Origin of the sequence: Rhodococcus sp. IEGM 1302 (genome assembly GCF_030056935.1) — a bacterium.
Taxonomy (GTDB): Bacteria; Actinomycetota; Actinomycetes; order Mycobacteriales; family Mycobacteriaceae; genus Rhodococcus_F; species Rhodococcus_F qingshengii.
This window is the reverse complement of the sequence record NZ_JASHKY010000012.1, coordinates 130,484-147,695: the sequence shown is the minus strand read 5'-3', so window position 1 is coordinate 147,695 and position 17,212 is coordinate 130,484. Positions and strand designations below refer to the sequence as shown.

At 63.0% G+C, this 17,212-nt stretch carries 15 protein-coding genes and 1 riboswitch; of the genes, 7 read left to right on the top strand and 8 right to left on the bottom strand.

Annotated features, from left to right (window positions below):
- Window positions 1-66: 66 nt before the first annotated feature.
- Complete coding sequence (locus QM609_RS18165) at window positions 67-1,290, bottom strand: NADP-dependent isocitrate dehydrogenase (protein WP_003940772.1); 1,224 nt, start codon at window positions 1,288-1,290, stop codon at window positions 67-69.
- Between the two features lie 305 nt (window positions 1,291-1,595).
- Window positions 1,596-1,736: riboswitch (SAM riboswitch) on the top strand.
- Between the two features lie 143 nt (window positions 1,737-1,879).
- Here QM609_RS18165 and QM609_RS18160 point away from each other — a divergent pair.
- From QM609_RS18160 to QM609_RS18145, 4 genes are all read left to right on the top strand, one after another.
- Window positions 1,880-3,205, top strand: a complete 1,326-nt coding sequence (locus tag QM609_RS18160; protein WP_007727392.1) for a bifunctional o-acetylhomoserine/o-acetylserine sulfhydrylase — start codon at window positions 1,880-1,882, stop codon at window positions 3,203-3,205.
- A complete protein-coding gene (gene metX, locus QM609_RS18155) occupies window positions 3,202-4,338 on the top strand; it encodes a homoserine O-acetyltransferase MetX (protein WP_007727395.1) in 1,137 nt (378 codons plus the stop codon). Before QM609_RS18160 ends, metX begins: the two co-directional genes overlap by 4 nt.
- Window positions 4,339-4,507: 169 nt before the next feature.
- The gene (locus QM609_RS18150) at window positions 4,508-6,286 is read left to right on the top strand and encodes a DEAD/DEAH box helicase (RefSeq protein ID WP_050654858.1); all 1,779 of its coding nucleotides are present in this window, start codon (window positions 4,508-4,510) and stop codon (window positions 6,284-6,286) included.
- The gene (locus QM609_RS18145; RefSeq protein ID WP_050654857.1) at window positions 6,286-6,861 is read left to right on the top strand and encodes an SWIM zinc finger family protein; all 576 of its coding nucleotides are present in this window, start codon (window positions 6,286-6,288) and stop codon (window positions 6,859-6,861) included. Before QM609_RS18150 ends, QM609_RS18145 begins: the two co-directional genes overlap by 1 nt.
- Window positions 6,862-6,866: 5 nt before the next feature.
- Here QM609_RS18145 and QM609_RS18140 read toward each other — a convergent pair whose 3' ends face one another.
- Window positions 6,867-7,151 carry a DUF3017 domain-containing protein gene (locus QM609_RS18140; protein ID WP_003940740.1) on the bottom strand — a complete coding sequence of 95 codons (285 nt, stop codon included), beginning with the start codon at window positions 7,149-7,151 and terminating at the stop codon, window positions 6,867-6,869.
- A gap of 5 nt (window positions 7,152-7,156) precedes the next feature.
- Entirely contained in the window at window positions 7,157-8,014 is an 858-nt protein-coding gene (locus tag QM609_RS18135; RefSeq protein ID WP_064112569.1) for a bifunctional methylenetetrahydrofolate dehydrogenase/methenyltetrahydrofolate cyclohydrolase, read from the bottom strand.
- 31 nt (window positions 8,015-8,045) lie between these two features.
- Here QM609_RS18135 and QM609_RS18130 point away from each other — a divergent pair, with 31 nt between their 5' ends.
- Window positions 8,046-8,558: a GNAT family N-acetyltransferase gene (locus tag QM609_RS18130; RefSeq protein ID WP_228232559.1), complete on the top strand. Its 513-nt coding sequence runs from the start codon at window positions 8,046-8,048 to the stop codon at window positions 8,556-8,558.
- A gap of 32 nt (window positions 8,559-8,590) precedes the next feature.
- Window positions 8,591-8,866, top strand: a complete 276-nt coding sequence (locus QM609_RS18125; RefSeq protein ID WP_007727403.1) for a DUF1905 domain-containing protein — start codon at window positions 8,591-8,593, stop codon at window positions 8,864-8,866.
- Between the two features lie 6 nt (window positions 8,867-8,872).
- On the opposite strand, the gene QM609_RS18120 is transcribed toward QM609_RS18125, so the two are convergent.
- Entirely contained in the window at window positions 8,873-9,493 is a 621-nt protein-coding gene (locus QM609_RS18120) for a pentapeptide repeat-containing protein (RefSeq protein ID WP_030535090.1), read from the bottom strand.
- A 33-nt stretch (window positions 9,494-9,526) separates the two neighbouring features.
- A complete protein-coding gene (locus QM609_RS18115; protein ID WP_042923481.1) occupies window positions 9,527-10,207 on the bottom strand; it encodes an excalibur calcium-binding domain-containing protein in 681 nt (226 codons plus the stop codon).
- A gap of 136 nt (window positions 10,208-10,343) precedes the next feature.
- On the opposite strand from QM609_RS18115, the gene QM609_RS18110 reads away from it, so the two are divergent.
- Window positions 10,344-10,808 carry a tRNA (cytidine(34)-2'-O)-methyltransferase gene (locus QM609_RS18110; RefSeq protein WP_007727408.1) on the top strand — a complete coding sequence of 155 codons (465 nt, stop codon included), beginning with the start codon at window positions 10,344-10,346 and terminating at the stop codon, window positions 10,806-10,808.
- A gap of 6 nt (window positions 10,809-10,814) precedes the next feature.
- On the opposite strand, the gene QM609_RS18105 is transcribed toward QM609_RS18110, so the two are convergent.
- The 3 genes from QM609_RS18105 to QM609_RS18095 all read right to left on the bottom strand — a co-directional run bounded on the left by QM609_RS18105 (window position 10,815) and on the right by QM609_RS18095 (window position 17,157).
- The gene (locus tag QM609_RS18105; protein WP_283337331.1) at window positions 10,815-14,999 is read right to left on the bottom strand and encodes a bifunctional nitrate reductase/sulfite reductase flavoprotein subunit alpha; all 4,185 of its coding nucleotides are present in this window, start codon (window positions 14,997-14,999) and stop codon (window positions 10,815-10,817) included.
- Between the two features lie 180 nt (window positions 15,000-15,179).
- Window positions 15,180-16,013, bottom strand: coding sequence for a DUF3626 domain-containing protein (locus QM609_RS18100; RefSeq protein WP_050654854.1), 834 nt, complete (start codon window positions 16,011-16,013; stop codon window positions 15,180-15,182).
- 7 nt (window positions 16,014-16,020) lie between these two features.
- Window positions 16,021-17,157 (bottom strand): FAD-dependent oxidoreductase, encoded by a 1,137-nt coding sequence (locus QM609_RS18095; protein WP_283337330.1) that lies wholly within the window; start codon window positions 17,155-17,157, stop codon window positions 16,021-16,023.
- Between the last annotated feature and the right edge of the window lie 55 nt (window positions 17,158-17,212).

Sequence of the window (17,212 nt, the reverse complement as noted above, 5' to 3'; positions counted from 1 at the left end):
AGACCGCGAACACAAATGGGACGCCCGGTTTCCCAGACGTCCCATTTGACAGGTGAAGCGGTGAATCTACTTCGCGGCCATGGCCTTCTGCAGGTTCACGTCGAGCGCGCCGAGGAACTCCTCGGTGGTCAGGTAGCCCTGATCGCCGCCGACCAGCATCGAGAGGTCCTTGGTCATCTGGCCGCTTTCGACGGTCTTGATGACAACGTCTTCGAGCGCCTGCGCGAAGCCGATGACCTCAGGGGTGCTGTCGAGCTTGCCACGATGCTCGAGCCCGCGGGTCCACGCGAAGATGGACGCGATCGGGTTGGTCGAGGTGGGCTTGCCCTGCTGGTGCTGACGGTAGTGACGCGTCACGGTGCCGTGAGCAGCCTCTGCCTCACAGGTCTTTCCGTCCGGTGTCAGCAGAACCGACGTCATGAGGCCGAGCGAACCGAAGCCCTGGGCCACGGTGTCGGACTGGACGTCGCCGTCGTAGTTCTTGCATGCCCAGACGTATCCGCCCTCCCACTTGAGTGCGGAAGCGACCATGTCGTCGATGAGGCGGTGCTCGTAGGTCAGACCTGCAGCATCGAACTCAGCCTTGAACTCGGTCTCGTAGACGTGCTGGAAGATGTCCTTGAAGGCACCGTCGTACGCCTTGAGAATGGTGTTCTTGGTGGACAGGTACACCGGGTAGTTCTGCTGCAGTCCGTAGGTGAGCGACGCGCGAGCGAAGTCACGGATGGACGTGGTGAAGTTGTACTGCCCCTGGACGACGCCGCCCTCTTCGGGGAAGTTGACCAGTTCGTGCTCGATCGGTGCGCTGCCGTCCTCAGGCGTGTAGGTGATCATCACCTTGCCGGGGCCGGGGACCTTGAAGTCTGTGGCGCGGTACTGGTCGCCGAATGCGTGACGGCCGATGATGATCGGCTTGGTCCAGCCCGGAACGAGTCGCGGAACGTTGGAGATGATGATCGGTGCGCGGAAGATCGTGCCGCCGAGAATGTTGCGGATCGTTCCGTTCGGGGAACGCCACATCTTCTTGAGACCGAATTCCTCGACACGTGCCTCGTCCGGCGTGATCGTGGCGCATTTGACGCCGACGCCGTGCTTCTGGATCGCGTGCGCTGCGTCGATGGTGACCTGGTCGTCGGTCTCGTCGCGGTACTCGATACCGAGGTCGTAGTACTCGAGGTTCACATCGAGATACGGATGGATCAACTTGTCTTTGATGAACTGCCAGATAATGCGCGTCATCTCATCGCCGTCGAGTTCGACGACGGTGCCCTCAACCTTGATTTTGGACATGGGTGCTTCGCGTCCTCCTAGGAAGTTTCCCTGGTTACACGGTTGCGGTCACACTTTGTGAGTGGGTCCGCGAACGGTTCGATTATCAAACCTAGACGGTGTGGACTGATCTCGGGAGATGAGTCCCAAACAAGACAAGCGTACTGCTAACCCGTGAGGCCGCAACCGGCAGGTCCACTCATCGGTCTCTACTCGCGAGTAACTTTTGCCTGCTAGTGGGCTGCGTCGCCCTGCCTCGCGTGCGGTTGCGGCTCACATTTCGCCCCGTGTCAGGACTGCGCTCACTTCCCGGTAGAATCCGACTTGGTCATGAGTGCCAGCGTCAAGCCCCGGCTCGCTGGACGGCAACCCTCCAACCGCGGTGGGGTGCCCCGGGTGATGACCAGGTTTCCCGACGTGGATCTGCTCGCGCAGTTCCACCGCAATTCGGGTGACAAGCGCGGGTCCGACAGGGACGGACCCCAGACCGGGCCGAGCCCCACGGAGGTATTTCAGTATGTGTCGCACTTGTAGATAGACCCCAGCACGGGGCGGCGATCATTCGCCCCCGTCCGACATCTATCCGTCAGACCACTGGAGTGAACAGATCATGACCGACAACACAGCCGACGCCGCAGCAACTTCGGATCCGACCGCCAACTGGTCGTTCGAGACCAAGCAGGTGCACGCCGGACAAACAGCGGACACCGCCACAAATGCGCGCGCTCTGCCGATCTACCAGACCACCAGCTACGTCTTCGACAGCACCGATCACGCTGCTGCACTGTTCGGCCTCGCCGAGCCGGGCAACATCTACACGCGGATCATGAATCCCACACAAGACGCCGTCGAGCAGCGCATCGCTGCCCTCGAAGGCGGAGTCGCCGCACTCCTCCTCTCCTCGGGTCAGGCCGCCGAGACCATCGCGATCCTCAACATCGCCGAGGCCGGCGACCACATCGTCTCCAGCCCGTACCTGTACGGCGGCACGTACAACCTCCTGCATTACACCCTTCGTAAGCTGGGCATCGAAGTCACGTTCGTCGAGGATCCCGACAATCTCGAGCAGTGGCGCGAAGCCATTCGCCCGAACACGAAGGCGTTCTACGGCGAAACGATCGCCAATCCGAAGAACCACATCCTCGACCTACCCGGTATCTCGTCACTGGCCCACGAGAACGGTCTTCCGTTGATCGTGGACAACACAGTCGCGACGCCGTACCTGCTTCGCCCACTCGAACACGGCGCCGACATCGTCGTTCACTCCGCCACCAAATACCTTGGTGGACACGGCACCGCGATCGCCGGCGTCATCGTCGACGGTGGCACTTTCGACTGGACGCAGGGTCGCCACACGAACTTCACGACGCCTGATCCCAGCTACCACGGCGTCACCTTCGCGGACCTCGGCGCGCCGGCGTTCGCACTCAAGGCCCGCGTCCAACTGCTGCGCGATCTCGGTTCCGCCGTGGCGCCGTTCAACGCGTTCCTCATCGCGCAGGGTATCGAAACCTTGAGCCTGCGCATCGAGCGCCACGTATCCAATGCACAGAAGGTCGCCGAATTCCTCGACGGTCACGTCGAGGTGGCCTCCGTTTCCTACGCGGGACTTCCCTCCTCGCCATGGTTCGAACGTGGAAAGCAGCTGACGCCCAAGGGAACCGGCGCCATCGTCACCTTCGAGCTGCCCGGCGGTATCGATGCGGGCAAGACATTCGTCAACGCCCTGACGCTGCACAGCCACGTCGCCAACATCGGTGACGTTCGCTCACTCGTCATCCACCCCGCGTCGACGACACACTCGCAGCTCACCCCCGAAGAGCAGCTCGCCTCCGGTGTCACACCCGGGCTCGTCCGCCTCGCGGTCGGCATCGAAGGAATCGACGACATCCTCGCCGATCTCACCGTCGGCCTGGCAGCGGTGGCAAACTCGTGACCGTGAACGAATTGGAGCCCAGGATCGACCTCCTGCCCCCACCCGACGGCCAGGTGGGGTTCGTCGACATCGGTGCCTTGGAACTCGAGAGCGGCGCGGTGCTCCCATCGGTTTCGCTCGCCGTTCAGCGGTGGGGTGAGCTTTCCCCGAACCGCGACAACGTCGTACTCGTCGAGCACGCACTGACCGGAGACTCACACGTCACCGGACCGATCTCCGCGAATCAGCCCTCCCCCGGCTGGTGGAACGGGATGGTCGGCCCCGGCGAACCGATCGACACCGGCGAATGGTGCGTCATCGCAACCAATGTCCTCGGTGGTTGTCGCGGCACGACCGGTCCCAGTTCGCCGGCCGACGACGGCAAGCCGTGGGGCAGCAGGTTCCCGGAGATCTCCATCCGGGATCAGATCGCGGCGGAGAAGAAGCTCGTCGATCTCCTCGGGATCGACCAGTTGGCCTCGGTAGTCGGCGGATCCATGGGGGGCATGCGCACCCTCGAATGGGCAGTTACCTACCCGGACGGCATTCGCTCCGCGTTGGTTCTCGCAACCGGTTCACGGGCCACTGCAGATCAGATCGGCACCCAGACGACGCAGATCGCTGCCATCGTCTCCGATCCGGATTGGCAGGGCGGTGACTACCACGGAACGGGGCGGGCACCTCGCACCGGACTCGGCATCGCCCGTCGCATCGCGCACCTGACGTACCGCACCGAGTCCGAACTGGACGCGCGCTTCGAGAACTCCGCTCAGAACGACGAAAATCCTTGGAACGGTGGACGATACGCCGTACAGAGTTACCTGGAACATCAGGCAGACAAGCTGGTCGACCGCTTCGACCCGAGCACGTACGTCCTCCTGACCGAGGCCATGAACCGGCACGACATCGGTCGTGGACGCGGCGGTGTTGCGGCGGCGTTGGCATCGATCACGGCACCGGTCGTGGTGGGCGGCGTCGACTCGGATCGGCTGTATCCCCTTCGCTTGCAGGAGGAGATCGCCGACGGAATTTCCACGTGCAGCGGCCTCGAGATTCTCAAGTCCAAGGACGGCCACGACGGCTTCCTGACGGAGGCGGACGCCGTCGCCGGACTGCTTCGCCGAACGATGGAGTTCGCACGTACGGCTCGCTGATTCGGCACAGAGCCACGTTTTCAGGATTCGTCAATGTCGGGAAAACCACAGCTGATCTGCGGGTTTTCCCGACATTCTCATTGGCGAACGTGAGCCGGCGCGGCTAGCATCGGCGAACGTGAATCAGCCATGCTCGACGCGCCTGCAGGCTACGTACATTCCCGAGCACATGTCCTTCGCGTTCTGGGGTGACGCAGACCCGGCAGCGCGGCTGTCGGCACTGGGGATGCCGACCGGGTCGCCGGGCGTGTGCAGGCTTGCGATCCCGGTCGACGAGTCGATCACAGCAACCGACGTCGGAGCGCAACTGCTCGACCTCACCACCGCGATCGACGCGTTCCACAACCTCGATGCTGGTCGCGGCGACCTCGGATCGTCGCTGCTCGCGTGGAAGCGCGTCATCGACACCGGCGCACATGACATTCCGACCGCAGCGCATGCCGCTATCGAGCGCGACGACACGAAGATCCGAAGCGCCGAGTCCACGGTGCGGTTGTTCACGGATGCGCGTACAGCCGTGGACAGCCTTCGCCGAGCAAAGATTCAGGCGACTCTTCGCCCGTATCAAATGCAGGGAGTTGCCTGGCTGACGGCTCTGTCGGGTTCGGGTGGTGGGATCTTGGCCGACGAGATGGGTTTGGGTAAGACACTGCAAGCGATTTCGATGATCGCGATCCGCGCCGGCGACGGTCCGCATCTGGTTGTGTGTCCCACCTCGGTGATAGGAAACTGGCGCCGCGAGATCGAGCGATTCGCTCCGCATCTGCCACTGCACGTTCATCACGGGGCCGCCCGTGCACTTCCCACTCGTATCCCCGCCGGCACTACGGTTCTGACCAGCTACAGCGTCTTGCGTTCCGACGCAGCCCAATTGGCCCCGGTCCATTGGAGTTCAGTGGTCTTCGACGAGGCGCAACAGATCAAGAACCCCGCTTCCCTCGCCGCGAAAGCAGCAATGCAGTTGTCGGCGGACGTCAAGGTAGCGATGACCGGCACGCCGGTGGAGAACCGCCTCGAAGAATTGTGGTCACTCTTTCGCGTCGCCAACCCCGACGTCCTCGGAACTCGCGCACGGTTTCGTCAACGCTTTGCCGTCCCGATCGAATCCGGTCGATCGGCCACCGCGGCGACCAGACTTGCCGCGGTGATCGATCCTTTCATTCTGCGCAGAACCAAAGACATAGTGGCCAAGGATCTTCCGCCCAAACAGTTCTCCACGGTCTCGTGCACTCTGACGTCGGAACAGGCGCGCATCTACCGGTCGGCAGTTGCCGATGCGTTCGACTCCGGATTGGGCACGGGAATCGCCCGGCGTGGCAACATCCTTGCGCTTCTGACCACTCTCAAGCAGGTATGCAATCACCCGGCGCAGGTCACCGGCGATACGGACGACCTCTACGGAAGATCCGGAAAGCTCGACCGCGCAACGGAAATGATCGCCGAGATCGTCGACGACGGCGATCGCGCGCTGATATTCACGCAGTACCGGACGATGGGCGAGATGCTCTCGCGACACCTGGGAGCCGAACTGGGAATCGGCGCCGTGCCTTTCCTCCACGGCGGCCTGAACACCGACAAACGAGACGCGATGGTCGACGCGTTCCAGAACGAGACGGATTCACCACCGGTTCTGATTCTGAGCTTGCGCGCCGCCGGCTTCGGCCTCAACCTCACGCGCGCAAGTCATGTCGTGCACTACGACCGGTGGTGGAACCCAGCCGTCGAGGATCAAGCAACCGACCGGGCACACCGCATCGGCCAGAAACGCACCGTCAACGTCCACACCTTGGTGACGGGCGGTACCGTGGAGGATCACATAGCAGCGATGCACGAGTCCAAACGAGTTGTGGCCGATGCTGTCTCCGGGAACGTCGAGGCCGCGCTGGCCGATCTCCCCGACACCGAACTGCGTGAACTTCTCGAACTCGACGGCGCGGTGATCATCTGATGGCCAACGAATTCGGCGTCACCGCTTGGGGTCGAGCGTGGCTGCGCACGGTGGAGCGGACCGCGGCGTCCGGTCCGAACCCGTCCCTGCCGACGGCTCGCACCCTGGCACGCAACGGTTCCGTGGAGTTCACCGTCGTCTCGTCGGGGACCGTCGTCGCCGAGGTGAGCACCAAGGCAAAAACTTCGTCAGTGACGATTGGTGTCCCGCTCTGGACCAAATCCGAGATCGCTGCAGTGAAGAGCCTTCTCCGTTCGGCTGGAAAGGCGAACAGATCCGTATCCACCGGCGAACTGCCGGACAGCATCGTCACCGAACTGCAGGCTCGAAATATCGCAGTAGCCGTTGATCTTTCGGAGTGCACTGCCAGCTGCGACTGCTCAGGTAGACGCTCGCCGTGCGTTCACCATCTCGCCGCAATCTACGCCCTCGCCGGGCGAATCGACGAGGAACCTGCACTTGCGGTGACGTTACGGAGTGCACCGGTCAAGGCTGGAAAGAAGTCGACATCCGCACATTCACCGGAGTGGATCCCTTTGAGTGATATCGATATTCGCTCGTTCTACGGGGGCTGATCTTCTCAGTCGGTACCGAGCGGATCGATGGTCAGGGCGAGCGTCGCGATCAGCACACCCATAACGCCCATCGCCGCAGTGTCGAAGACCCTTCCACGCACCGCGAGCAACCCCACACGGTTCTCGGGAACGAACCACCGAGCGGCAGCTCCGATGATGACGGCAACACCGAAGACGAGGGCGCCGCGGCGCCACCGGTCGGCCAGCACGAGAACAACCGCTGCCGCGATCACGGCGAGGACCGCGAGCATGGGCAGATTCTTCTTCGCGAGGCCGACCAGTGAGGACATCGGACTCAGGCCTCGGCCAGAACCCGCTCGGCGCGTTCGACCACGTTGGTGATCAGGAACGCGCGGGTCAGCGGTCCGACACCACCGGGGTTGGGTGAGACGAAGCCGGCGACCTCGCTGACGTCGGCTGCGACGTCGCCGCGCAGGCCGTCGTCGGTGCGACTGACGCCGACGTCGAGGACCGCCGCTCCAGGCTTGACCATGTCTGCGGTGATGAGGCCGGGAACGCCAGCGGCAGCGACGATGATGTCGGCGCGGCGAACCTCGGCCGCGAGATCGCGGGTACCGGTGTGGCAGAGCGTGACCGTCGCGTTCTCGCTACGACGCGTCAGCAGCAATCCGATCGGGCGACCGACTGTGACGCCTCGTCCGACTACCACCACGTGTGCGCCTGCAATAGGGACCTCGTAGCGGCGCAGGAGATGCAGGATTCCACGCGGGGTGCACGGCAGCGGGGCTTCCTTGCCCAACACCAGTCGACCGAGGTTGACCGGGTGCAAGCCGTCGGCGTCCTTGTCGGGGTCGATGCGCTCGAGGGCTGCGTTCTCGTCAAGGTGCTTGGGAAGCGGCAACTGCACGATGTAGCCGGTGCACTCGGGATTGGCATTGAGCTCGTCGATCGTCGCGTTGAGCTGCTCCTGCGTGATGTCGGCAGGCAGGTCGCGTCGCAAAGAATTGATACCGACCTTGGCGCAGTCGTTGTGCTTGCCGCGCACGTAAGCCGCGGATCCGGGGTCGTCGCCCACCAGGATGGTGCCCAAGCCGGGTGTGATGCCCTCTGCCTTCAGAGCGCTCACCCGCACCTTCAGGTCTTCGAAGATTTCGTCGCGGGTAGCTTTGCCGTCGAGGATCGTTGCAGTCACGGCGACCATTGTTCCAGGTTAGGGTCGATGAGTGACAACGGCTCCGGAACTACGCGGCCCGAGGGTGCTCCTCTCCCCCGTCGCGCCCGATCATCACGCCCGTCTGCGGGCAATTCACCTGCACCCGGACGTCGTGCAGTGGTGGCAAAATCCCGACGACGACTGGCCTACGGCGCCGGAAGCCGGCACCACGCACTACAGCATCTTCCACGGCGACCACCTGATCGGCTTCATCCAGTGGTACGAAGCGGAAGACAATCCTGACTTCCGCCACGCCGGGCTCGACTTGTTCCTCGATCCCGACTTCCACGGCCGAGGGTTCGGTCGCGAATCGATACGGGTGCTGTGTGCCCACCTGATCGACGACCTCGCATTCCACCGTCTGGTCATCGACCCGGAAGTCGACAACTCCGTCGCCGTCGCGTGCTACCGATCGGTGGGGTTCAAAGACGTCGGGGTGATGCGCGAGTATTCGCGAGATCGCCATGGTGTGTGGAAGGACGGACTGCTGATGGATCTGCTCGCACGGGAATTCATCCGCTGATCGACTGGGACGAGTTCGAAAGGACCGACATCATGTTGCTGGACAAGGAATTCACGGCCACCCTGCAGAAGAGCGACGCCAAGGGCGGGTGGACTTATGTGATCTGGCCGGAGTCCGCCGAGTTCTTCGGCACCCGCGGCCTGGTCAAGGTACGCGGGACGATCGACGGACATCCGTTCCAGAGTTCGTTCATGGCGTTGGGAGACGGTAACCACAAGCTGCCGGTCAAAGCCGATCTTCGCAAAGCCATCGGCAAGGAGACCGGCGAGCTGGTGACGGTGCGCCTCGAGGAGCGCTTGGAGAGCTAGGCGCTGCTACTTCATGTCGACGACAAGACCGTGCGCCGACGCGTACGCCACCGCCTGCATCAACTCGATCTGCGCGTTTCCGACGGACGCGGACGTCCACAGGCTCGGATCGATCCGTGCACCGCGCAGGTCTGCACCTTCGAGTTTGAGTCCACCCGTACGAGCACCGGACAGATCCGCCGACGCCAGCACCGCGCCCCGCATGTCGGCCCGAACCAGGTTCGCTTCACGGAAGCGGCATGAGGTGAAGTCGATCTTTCTCAGGTCCGCCCCGCCGAGTGAGGTCAACGAGAAGTCGACTTCGTCGAGCGTCAACGGCCGGATGCGGCAACCGTCGAACGTCGACCCGAGCAGACTGCAGTTTCGGAACGTGCTGTGCCACAGGCTGGTCCGGGCAAAATTGCACGAGCGGAACGCAGTTCCCGTGTGCACGGACTCCCCCAGATCGGTGCCGGTGAAATCACAATCCGTGAACACCACCGACTCCGTCGTGAGTCCGGTGAGGTCGGCGTCTCGGAAATTGCAGTTGGTGAAAGTGCGCTGACGCCACTTCTGCCCGGCCAGCCGCGCGTCTGAATAGTCTTCGCCGACGATATCGTCGGATTCTTCGGGGAGCATGCCGTCCATACTGCCCCGCCGCACCGACACCGGTTCGATCGCCTAGGTCTCGCAGGCCACGCCGTCACCGTCACGATCAAGCTTGGACGAATAGCCGGGATCGCCGCGGTAGATCGGGGCAGCACCGGCCGCTCGCACGGCTGCACAGTTGGCGTAATACACCCCCGCGTCGGGCACCTTGGCCGGCGGCGGAACGTACGCCGGTTCTGTTGTCTTCGGCGGTGTGTACGCCGGAGCGGGCGGAACATACGGCGTAGTCGTGGTCTCCGGGACCTGCGGAACCAGCGGCACTATTGCCACGGTGGTTGTCGTCGGTGGCGGCACGATCGTTGTCGTCGTCGGCAAGAGGGACGAAGTCGTGGTCTTCGTCGTCGACGGGACCGTGCTTTTGGTTGTCGTCGCTGCAGCTGTCGTCGAAGAGGTCGCAGCAGGCGTCGTCGATTCTTCCGACTTGCCCGCTCCCGTCGCCGCGGCGATGGCAACCAGCCCCACGACTGCCGCGCCGGCGATCCACGGCCACTTACGCCGCGTCTTGCCTTCCTCGGCGTTAGTGTCCGGCACCGCCGATCCGGGTGCGCCGAAGACCTGCGTGGGAGTGCCGAAAGCCTGAGTGGGTGCGTCGACGCCCTTGGGCCGTGTCTGCGCGGTCCACTGCTGACCGTCCCAGTAACGGTCGATCGTGGGGTCGAAGGGGTCGGGGTTCCAACCGGCGGGAGGGTTCATCAAAATGTCCGTTCTGCGAAGAGTGCCGGAAATAGATTCGCACGGACTGGCCGGTTTGTTACCAATTCGCCCACACTTCTCCACCGCTCTTCTCGCAGACGCGGGCACCGATATGCCGCCCGGTACAGTTCCTCGAGTGTTCCGAGTGATGTTCCACGAGCCCCGCATCCCACCCAACACCGGAAACGCGATCCGCATGGTCGCGGGCACCGGTTGCGAACTCCACCTGGTCGGCCCTCTCGGGTTCGACTTGTCGGAGCCGAAGCTCAAGCGCGCAGGCTTGGACTACCACGACCTGGCGACTGTCACGGTCCACGAAAACCTGACCGCTGCCTGGGAAGCCGTCACCCCCGCTCGCGTATTCGCCTTCACCGCGCACGCGACCACGTCGTATGCCGATATCGCCTACCAACCCGGCGACGTCCTGCTGTTCGGACCCGAACCCACCGGACTGTCCGAAGAAGTATTGGCGGACGAACACGTCACCGAGCGCCTGCGTATCCCGATGCTGCCCGGACGCCGGTCCCTCAACCTGTCCAACGCTGCCGCCCTCGTGACGTACGAGGCCTGGCGTCAGCACGGGTTCAAGGGCGCTGTCTGATCGACGTCAGTAGACGTCCCGGACATAGCGCTTCTCCGCCGAAAGAGCCTTCACGTATGCCTCGGCACTGCGAGGAGCCAGTTTTCCGTGTTGAGCGACCACCCCGTTGAGGGCACTGTCGACGTCCTTGGCCATCCGGTTGGCATCGCCGCAGACGTAGAAGTGCGCTCCTTTCTGCAACCACTCCCACAGCAGCGCACCCCGCTCACGCATCCGGTCCTGCACGTAGACCTTGTCGGCTTGATCCCGGGAAAACGCGAGGTCGAGTTCGGTGAGGAATCCGTCTTTCCGCAATTCTTCGATTTCTTCGCGGTAGTAGAAGTCGGTCGCGGCGTGCTGTTCTCCGAAGAACAGCCAGTTCGGACCCGTGTGCCCCAATGCCCGCCGCTCATGCAGGAAGGCACGGAACGGTGCAATGCCGGTCCCCGGACCGACCATGATCATCGGGGTTTCGGGATCGGAAGGTGGCCGGAAGTGGGTCGACTTCTGCACGTAGATACCGATGTCGTCATCGTGAGCGTGGTCGGCGAGGTAAGTCGAGCACACTCCACGCCGTGGGACACCCGCAACGTTGTATCGCACCGCGGACACCGTCAACTGCACTTCGCGTGGGTTCTCTTTCGGGCTGGAAGAAATCGAATACAGCCGCGGCTGAATCGGTTTGAGCAGCGAGAGCCATTCGTCTGTCGAGGCACGAACGGGCGACTGCGCGAGAATGTCGACGGACTGTCGTCCCCACGACCAGTCTTTGAACGTGGAGACATTCTCCGGCTTCAACAACTCGGCCAGGTCCGAATCGCGGGTTCGTTGATGCACGAATCGAATCATGTCGGTCGAGATTCGAGTGATCTCCAAGCGCTCGGTGAGCGCGGTACGCAGCGTCATTTCCCCGTACTGCCCCAGTTCGACGGTCTCGTCACCGTCGAGGCCGGTAAGGGTGAGCCACTCGTCGACAAACGGAGAGCTGTTTCGGGGCCAGACTCCGAGAGCGTCGCCGGCTTCGTAACTGACCGTGTCACCTGGAAGGTGAAAGCCCAACTGCCGCACGTCTTTGGAAGAACCCGGACGGTTGAGCACGACATTGCGCGTCAAGGCTGTGGTCAGCGGCGCCTTCTTGTTGTATCGCAGCGGCGGCGACATCGCCGGTGAAATCGGCGCGGCTGCAACGGTTATCCCAGAATTCTTCTTTGCAACGAGGACGTCGGTCGTCTCGCCGGCCACCGAGCTCCGAAGCTCAGCCGTGACCGCCTCCAGCCATCCAGCAGCGGTGTCCTCGAAATCGGGCTCGCAGTCGGCGCGATCGACGATACGACTGGCTCCCAGTTCGGCAAGGCGGGCGTCGAGCTTTCGTCCGTGTCCACAGAAGTCGGCATAGCTCGAGTCGCCGAAAGCGATGACTGCATAACGTGTCTCGGACATGCGGGGCGCCGTGTCAGCAGACAACGCATCCCAGAAACCGCTGCCGTTGTCCGGGGATTCGCCGTCACCGGAGGTACTGGTGATCAGCAGGACCTCTCTGGTGGCTGCCAGGTCGGCGGCCGGGAATTCGTCCATCGCGTGCATCACGACGGGCAAGCCGATTCCCCCGAGACGAGTGGCGCACTCAGCAGCGAATTCTTCCGCGTTTCCGGTCTGCGATGCCCAGAGCACCACGATCGGCGCGCGCTCGGATCCAATACTCGGACTCGATGACAACGCAGGCCCGTCGGTGTCAGGAAGTGAGATCCGCGAGTACAGGCCGGCCAGAACACCGTCGACCCACATCCGCTTTTCGGCATCGAAGGGTGCCGTCGACGGCAAGGTAGGTACCCCGGCAGTGCGATCGGCGTCCGCACGCAACGCAGCGAGAAGGCCGGCCAGGTAGCTCTGCTGGAGCGCATCGAATACCACTGCAGGTGTTCCAGTTTGACCGAGGACGCGCGCGAGGACATCGGTTCGCGACAACGCCCGATCAGCTGGCGCGGGAGCCAGCAGCGCCGCCTCGGCGAGCACTGTTTCAGGTGTGTTCACGGCGACCTTCGTCATCGTGACAGCGCAGGCTTTGAACTCCGGTTGCTGCGAGGCAGGGTCGATGGCGTCGTTGGTGACGGCGTTGATGGACAGATATTCACCGAAGGCGTCGTTCCAGTGAAATGGGGCAAAGCAGTTCCCCGGACGCACTCGGTCGGTGACAACAGCCGGAAGCACAGCGCGACCTCGGCGTGAGGCAACCTCGATCGCATCCTGGTCGACGATGCCGAGCCTGGCGGCGTCGTCGGGATGGATCTCGACGAAGGGACCTGGGTTGAGCTTGTTCAACTTGGCCACCTTGCCGGTCTTGGTCATGGTGTGCCACTGGTGCGCGAGACGACCGGTGTTGAGCAGGAAGGGGTAGTCGTCGTCGGGCATTTCGGCGGGAAGCATGTGCGGCCGTGCGAAGAACATCGCACGGCCAGTGGCGGTGGGAAATGCGAGCCGCGGAGTGCTGCCGTCCTCGCGGATCAGTAGCCTTTGACTGACACCGTCATTGACGTATCGGATGGGATGACGGTCCTGATCACTGTCTGGCGGGCATGGCCACTGGATCGATGTCTTGCGGAGGCGCTCGTAGGTGACGCCGCGTAAGTCGTAGCCGGTCTTCGGATTCCAGAACTGCTTGATCTCTTCGAACACCTCTTCGGCGCAGGTGTAGGTGAACGCTTCGGCGTACCCCATCTCGCAGGCGATCCGGGCGATAATCTGCCAATCAGGCAGCGCCTGCCCAACCGGATCCAGTGCCTGCTGAAAGAGCGTCAGGTTGCGTTCGGAATTGATCATCACTCCGTCGGACTCCGTCCACAGCGAAGCAGGCAGCAGAACATCGGCATATTCGTTGGTCTCGGTGCCCAGGAAAGCATCCTGGGTGATGACGAGGTCGGCCTTCTCCAAGCCGTCGATGACGGTCTTGCGGTTGGCCACCGTCGCAACGGGATTGGTGCAGATGATCCAGCACGCTTTGATGTCGCCCGCCGCCATTCGGGAGAACATGTCGATGGTGCCACCGCCGATGTCGGTGCGCAGCGAGCCCTGCGGGATCCCCCATCGCTCCTCGACGAAGTCGCGATCGGCGTCGACCATCACGGCGCGCTGACCTGGCAAACCTGGCCCCATGTAGCCCATTTCACGCCCACCCATGGCGTTCGGCTGACCGGTCAACGAGAACGGACCGCTGCCGGGCTTGCAGATCGCACCGGTCGCAAGGTGAAGGTTGCAGATGGCGTTCGTGTTCCACGTGCCGTGGGTGCTCTGGTTCAAACCCATTGTCCAACAGCTCATCCAGTTGGCGGCCTCACCGATCCACTGCGCTGCAGTGCGGATGTCGGCCTCGGGGATACCGGTGATCTCACTGACCTTCTCCGGGGTGTACTCCGCGAGGAAACTGGGCATCACCTCCCAGCCTTCGGTGAAGTCGGCGATGAAGTCCGGATCTGTGTGGCCGTTTACGACGAGCAGGTGGAGTAGTCCGTTGAGTAGCGCGAGATCGGTGCCGGGAGCGATCTGCAGGAACAAGTTCGCCTTGTCGGCGGTGGCGGTGCGTCGAGGATCGACGACGATCAACTTCGCGCCTGCCTTGATCCGCTCCTGCATCCGCAGAAAAAGGATCGGATGGCAGTCCGCCATGTTCGCGCCGGTCACGAAGAACACGTCGGCGTGTTCGAAGTCCTGATAGGAACCGGGCGGTCCGTCGGCCCCGAGTGACTGCTTGTAGCCGGTGCCGGCACTCGCCATGCACAAACGGGAATTCGATTCGATCTGATTGGTCCCGATGAAGCCCTTGGCCAGTTTGTTCGACAGGTACTGAGCTTCGAGTGACATCTGCCCGGACACGTACAACGCAAACGCGTCGGGACCGTGCTCGTCGATGATTGCCCGCAGGCGCTGGGCGGTGTCAGTGATGACTGCGGCCATGTCCGCCGCTTCGATCGCATCACCTCGGCGCGGACGGCGATATGCAGATTCCATGCGCCCCGGGCCTGCGAGCATGTCTGCGGTCGTGGTGCCTTTGGTGCACAGACGCCCGAAGTTGGTGGGATGTGTCTTCAGACCGGAAGACTTCGCAGCCTTCCGACGTCCCGTCTCCGGATCGGTGATGATGTCGAGGACAAGACCACAGCCCACCCCGCAGTACGCGCAGAGTGTGTCGACACTGGTGGTGGTGAGTTGAGCGCCCATCGATTCATGCATCCCTTCGACCGAGGATCAAGGTCGACTTCTATCTTCGGATGCAGTTGTTTCGGGAGTTCATGCCTGATGTTGCGTATCAATCACTCTTTCCTCACCGCGACCTTCGGACCGATGTGCGGTCCCGGGACCAGCGGTCGTCGACGTGCAGCTGTACGCGAATGCCCAGTTCTACGCTCTGCCGCCGAATCGAGCGATGTAGTGCCAAACCTTCTTGACGTCCTGCGGATCGAAGGATGCACCCCGTGCGAGCCCCAGGACGGCAGGCGTCAGCCGCCTGCCGTGCGCAATTTCTCGGGCAAGGTCGATCACGGCCGCTCCCCGGTATTCGGGATGTTCGGCTATCTCGTCGACATCGACCGCGTAACCGTCGTGCCACAGCACCGGGCACGTGAGCGAGTGGGCGATCTCTTCGATCCGTGTGCCCCGGTAACTCGGATCCAGAACGAGCGCCTCGACGTCCGTCCCGATGTCGACGGCGCCGTGGACGTGCGCCTCGATGTAGTGGTCGAGCGGATCGTCGAGCTCGGCAGCCCGTGCGGCGCCGACCAAGCTCATCGCTTCGGCCGTTCCGAAATGATCAGGCTCGAAGACGCTGTCGGGAAAGCAGAAAGTGGTGCGGTCGAGCGTGTGCTCGGCAAGCCGGAAGTAGGACGAGCCGAACCGAGGGGATGCCCCGTAGGGATCGGCGGAGAAGTTCAACGATCCGTACTTCGGCCGTTCCGAGGGCTCTCGCTCGTCGTAAGCTCCGCCGAATATCCGACTCTCCCAACGCCAACGATCGCCGCCGTGATGCGCCGTCAGTCCGCCGTTGCTCGTTCGAGTCTCGAACTGGGTCACATAGGTGCCTTGACGTGCGATCGAGGCCAATGTCAGACCACGTTCAGACGGGAGGTCCGGATGAAAGTGCAACGTCACCCGGTGATTTCGATCCAACGGGCCGCCCTTCGAGAGACCGCTCACGTGCACAATCGCGGCAGACCAAGGAGTGGAATCAACAGGCATTCGCCCATTATCCGGATATGGAAGCAGCGCCGGTGAAGAAATCGACCAGTGAATACGGTGTGCCTTCACCGAGGCAGAGATCAAGGATCACGTGCGAGTCCGCGGCCTCGGATGCGCTGCGCACGAACATCGCTTCTTCGTACTCGGCGAGTGCCCCTTCGATGTCGTCGGGGTGCGTGGCGATCGCCTTTCCCAGTTCGGCGCCGTCGAACATCGCCAAGTTCGCACCCTCACCGGACGGGGCCATCAGGTGCGCCGCGTCACCGAGGAGCGTCACCCCAGGCACGCGATCCCATCGGTGCTCGTCGGGAAGTGCATGGATCGCGCGCGGAATCGGAGCGGTTTCGCCATCGGTGATCAGCGCCGTGAGTTCCGGTGCCCAACCGTCGAACTCGGCCGCGACCCGCGCTGTCGCAGCGGCGGCGTCGGTGAAATCGATACCGGCAAACCACTCCGCCGGACGGTTCAGCTGAACGTAGGTGTGCACGATGTCTCCCGCCTCTCGATGCGCGGCGATCGCTTTTCCTGGTGTGGGCGCGTACATCGCCCCGTCCCCGACGGCTTCGGCTGCAGCCGAATGCTTCTCGTCGACGTCGTAGAGGTAGGTCTCGACGAACGTGGTGCCGACGTATTCCGGCTTCGCATCGGAGAGCAGCGGCCGGACCTTCGACCAGGCACCGTCTGCACCGACGAGAAGGTCGGTGGTCACTGTCGAACCGTCGACGAAGGTCAACTCGTGGCGATCATCTCCGAGCGAGCGCACAGTGTCGACTTTGCGTCCCCATTCGATCGTGTAGTCCGGAAGGGAATCAATCAGGATTCGACGGAGGTCGCCGCGCAGCACCTCGGGACGTGCTCCCGTGCCGTCGTCGGGTTCGTCGAGGAGCACGGCGGCGCGTTGATCGAGTACGCGCGACGCGGCGCCGCCCGCGTGGATGATCGCGCGGAACTCGTCGGTGAGTCCGGCAGCGTCGAGCGCGGCCTGACCGTTGTGTTCGTGGATGTCGAGTTGGCCGCCCTGCGTGCGAGCTTCTGCCGACAGTTCCGCCTCATAGATCTTCGACGGAATTCCATGAACGTGGAGGACACGCGCGAGCGTCAGACCGCCGAGGCCCGCCCCGATGATCGTTATCGAGTTGCTCATGTTGTTTCCTTTCAGGCTTCGATTGGAACGTCGTTCCAATGACATCTTGGAACGG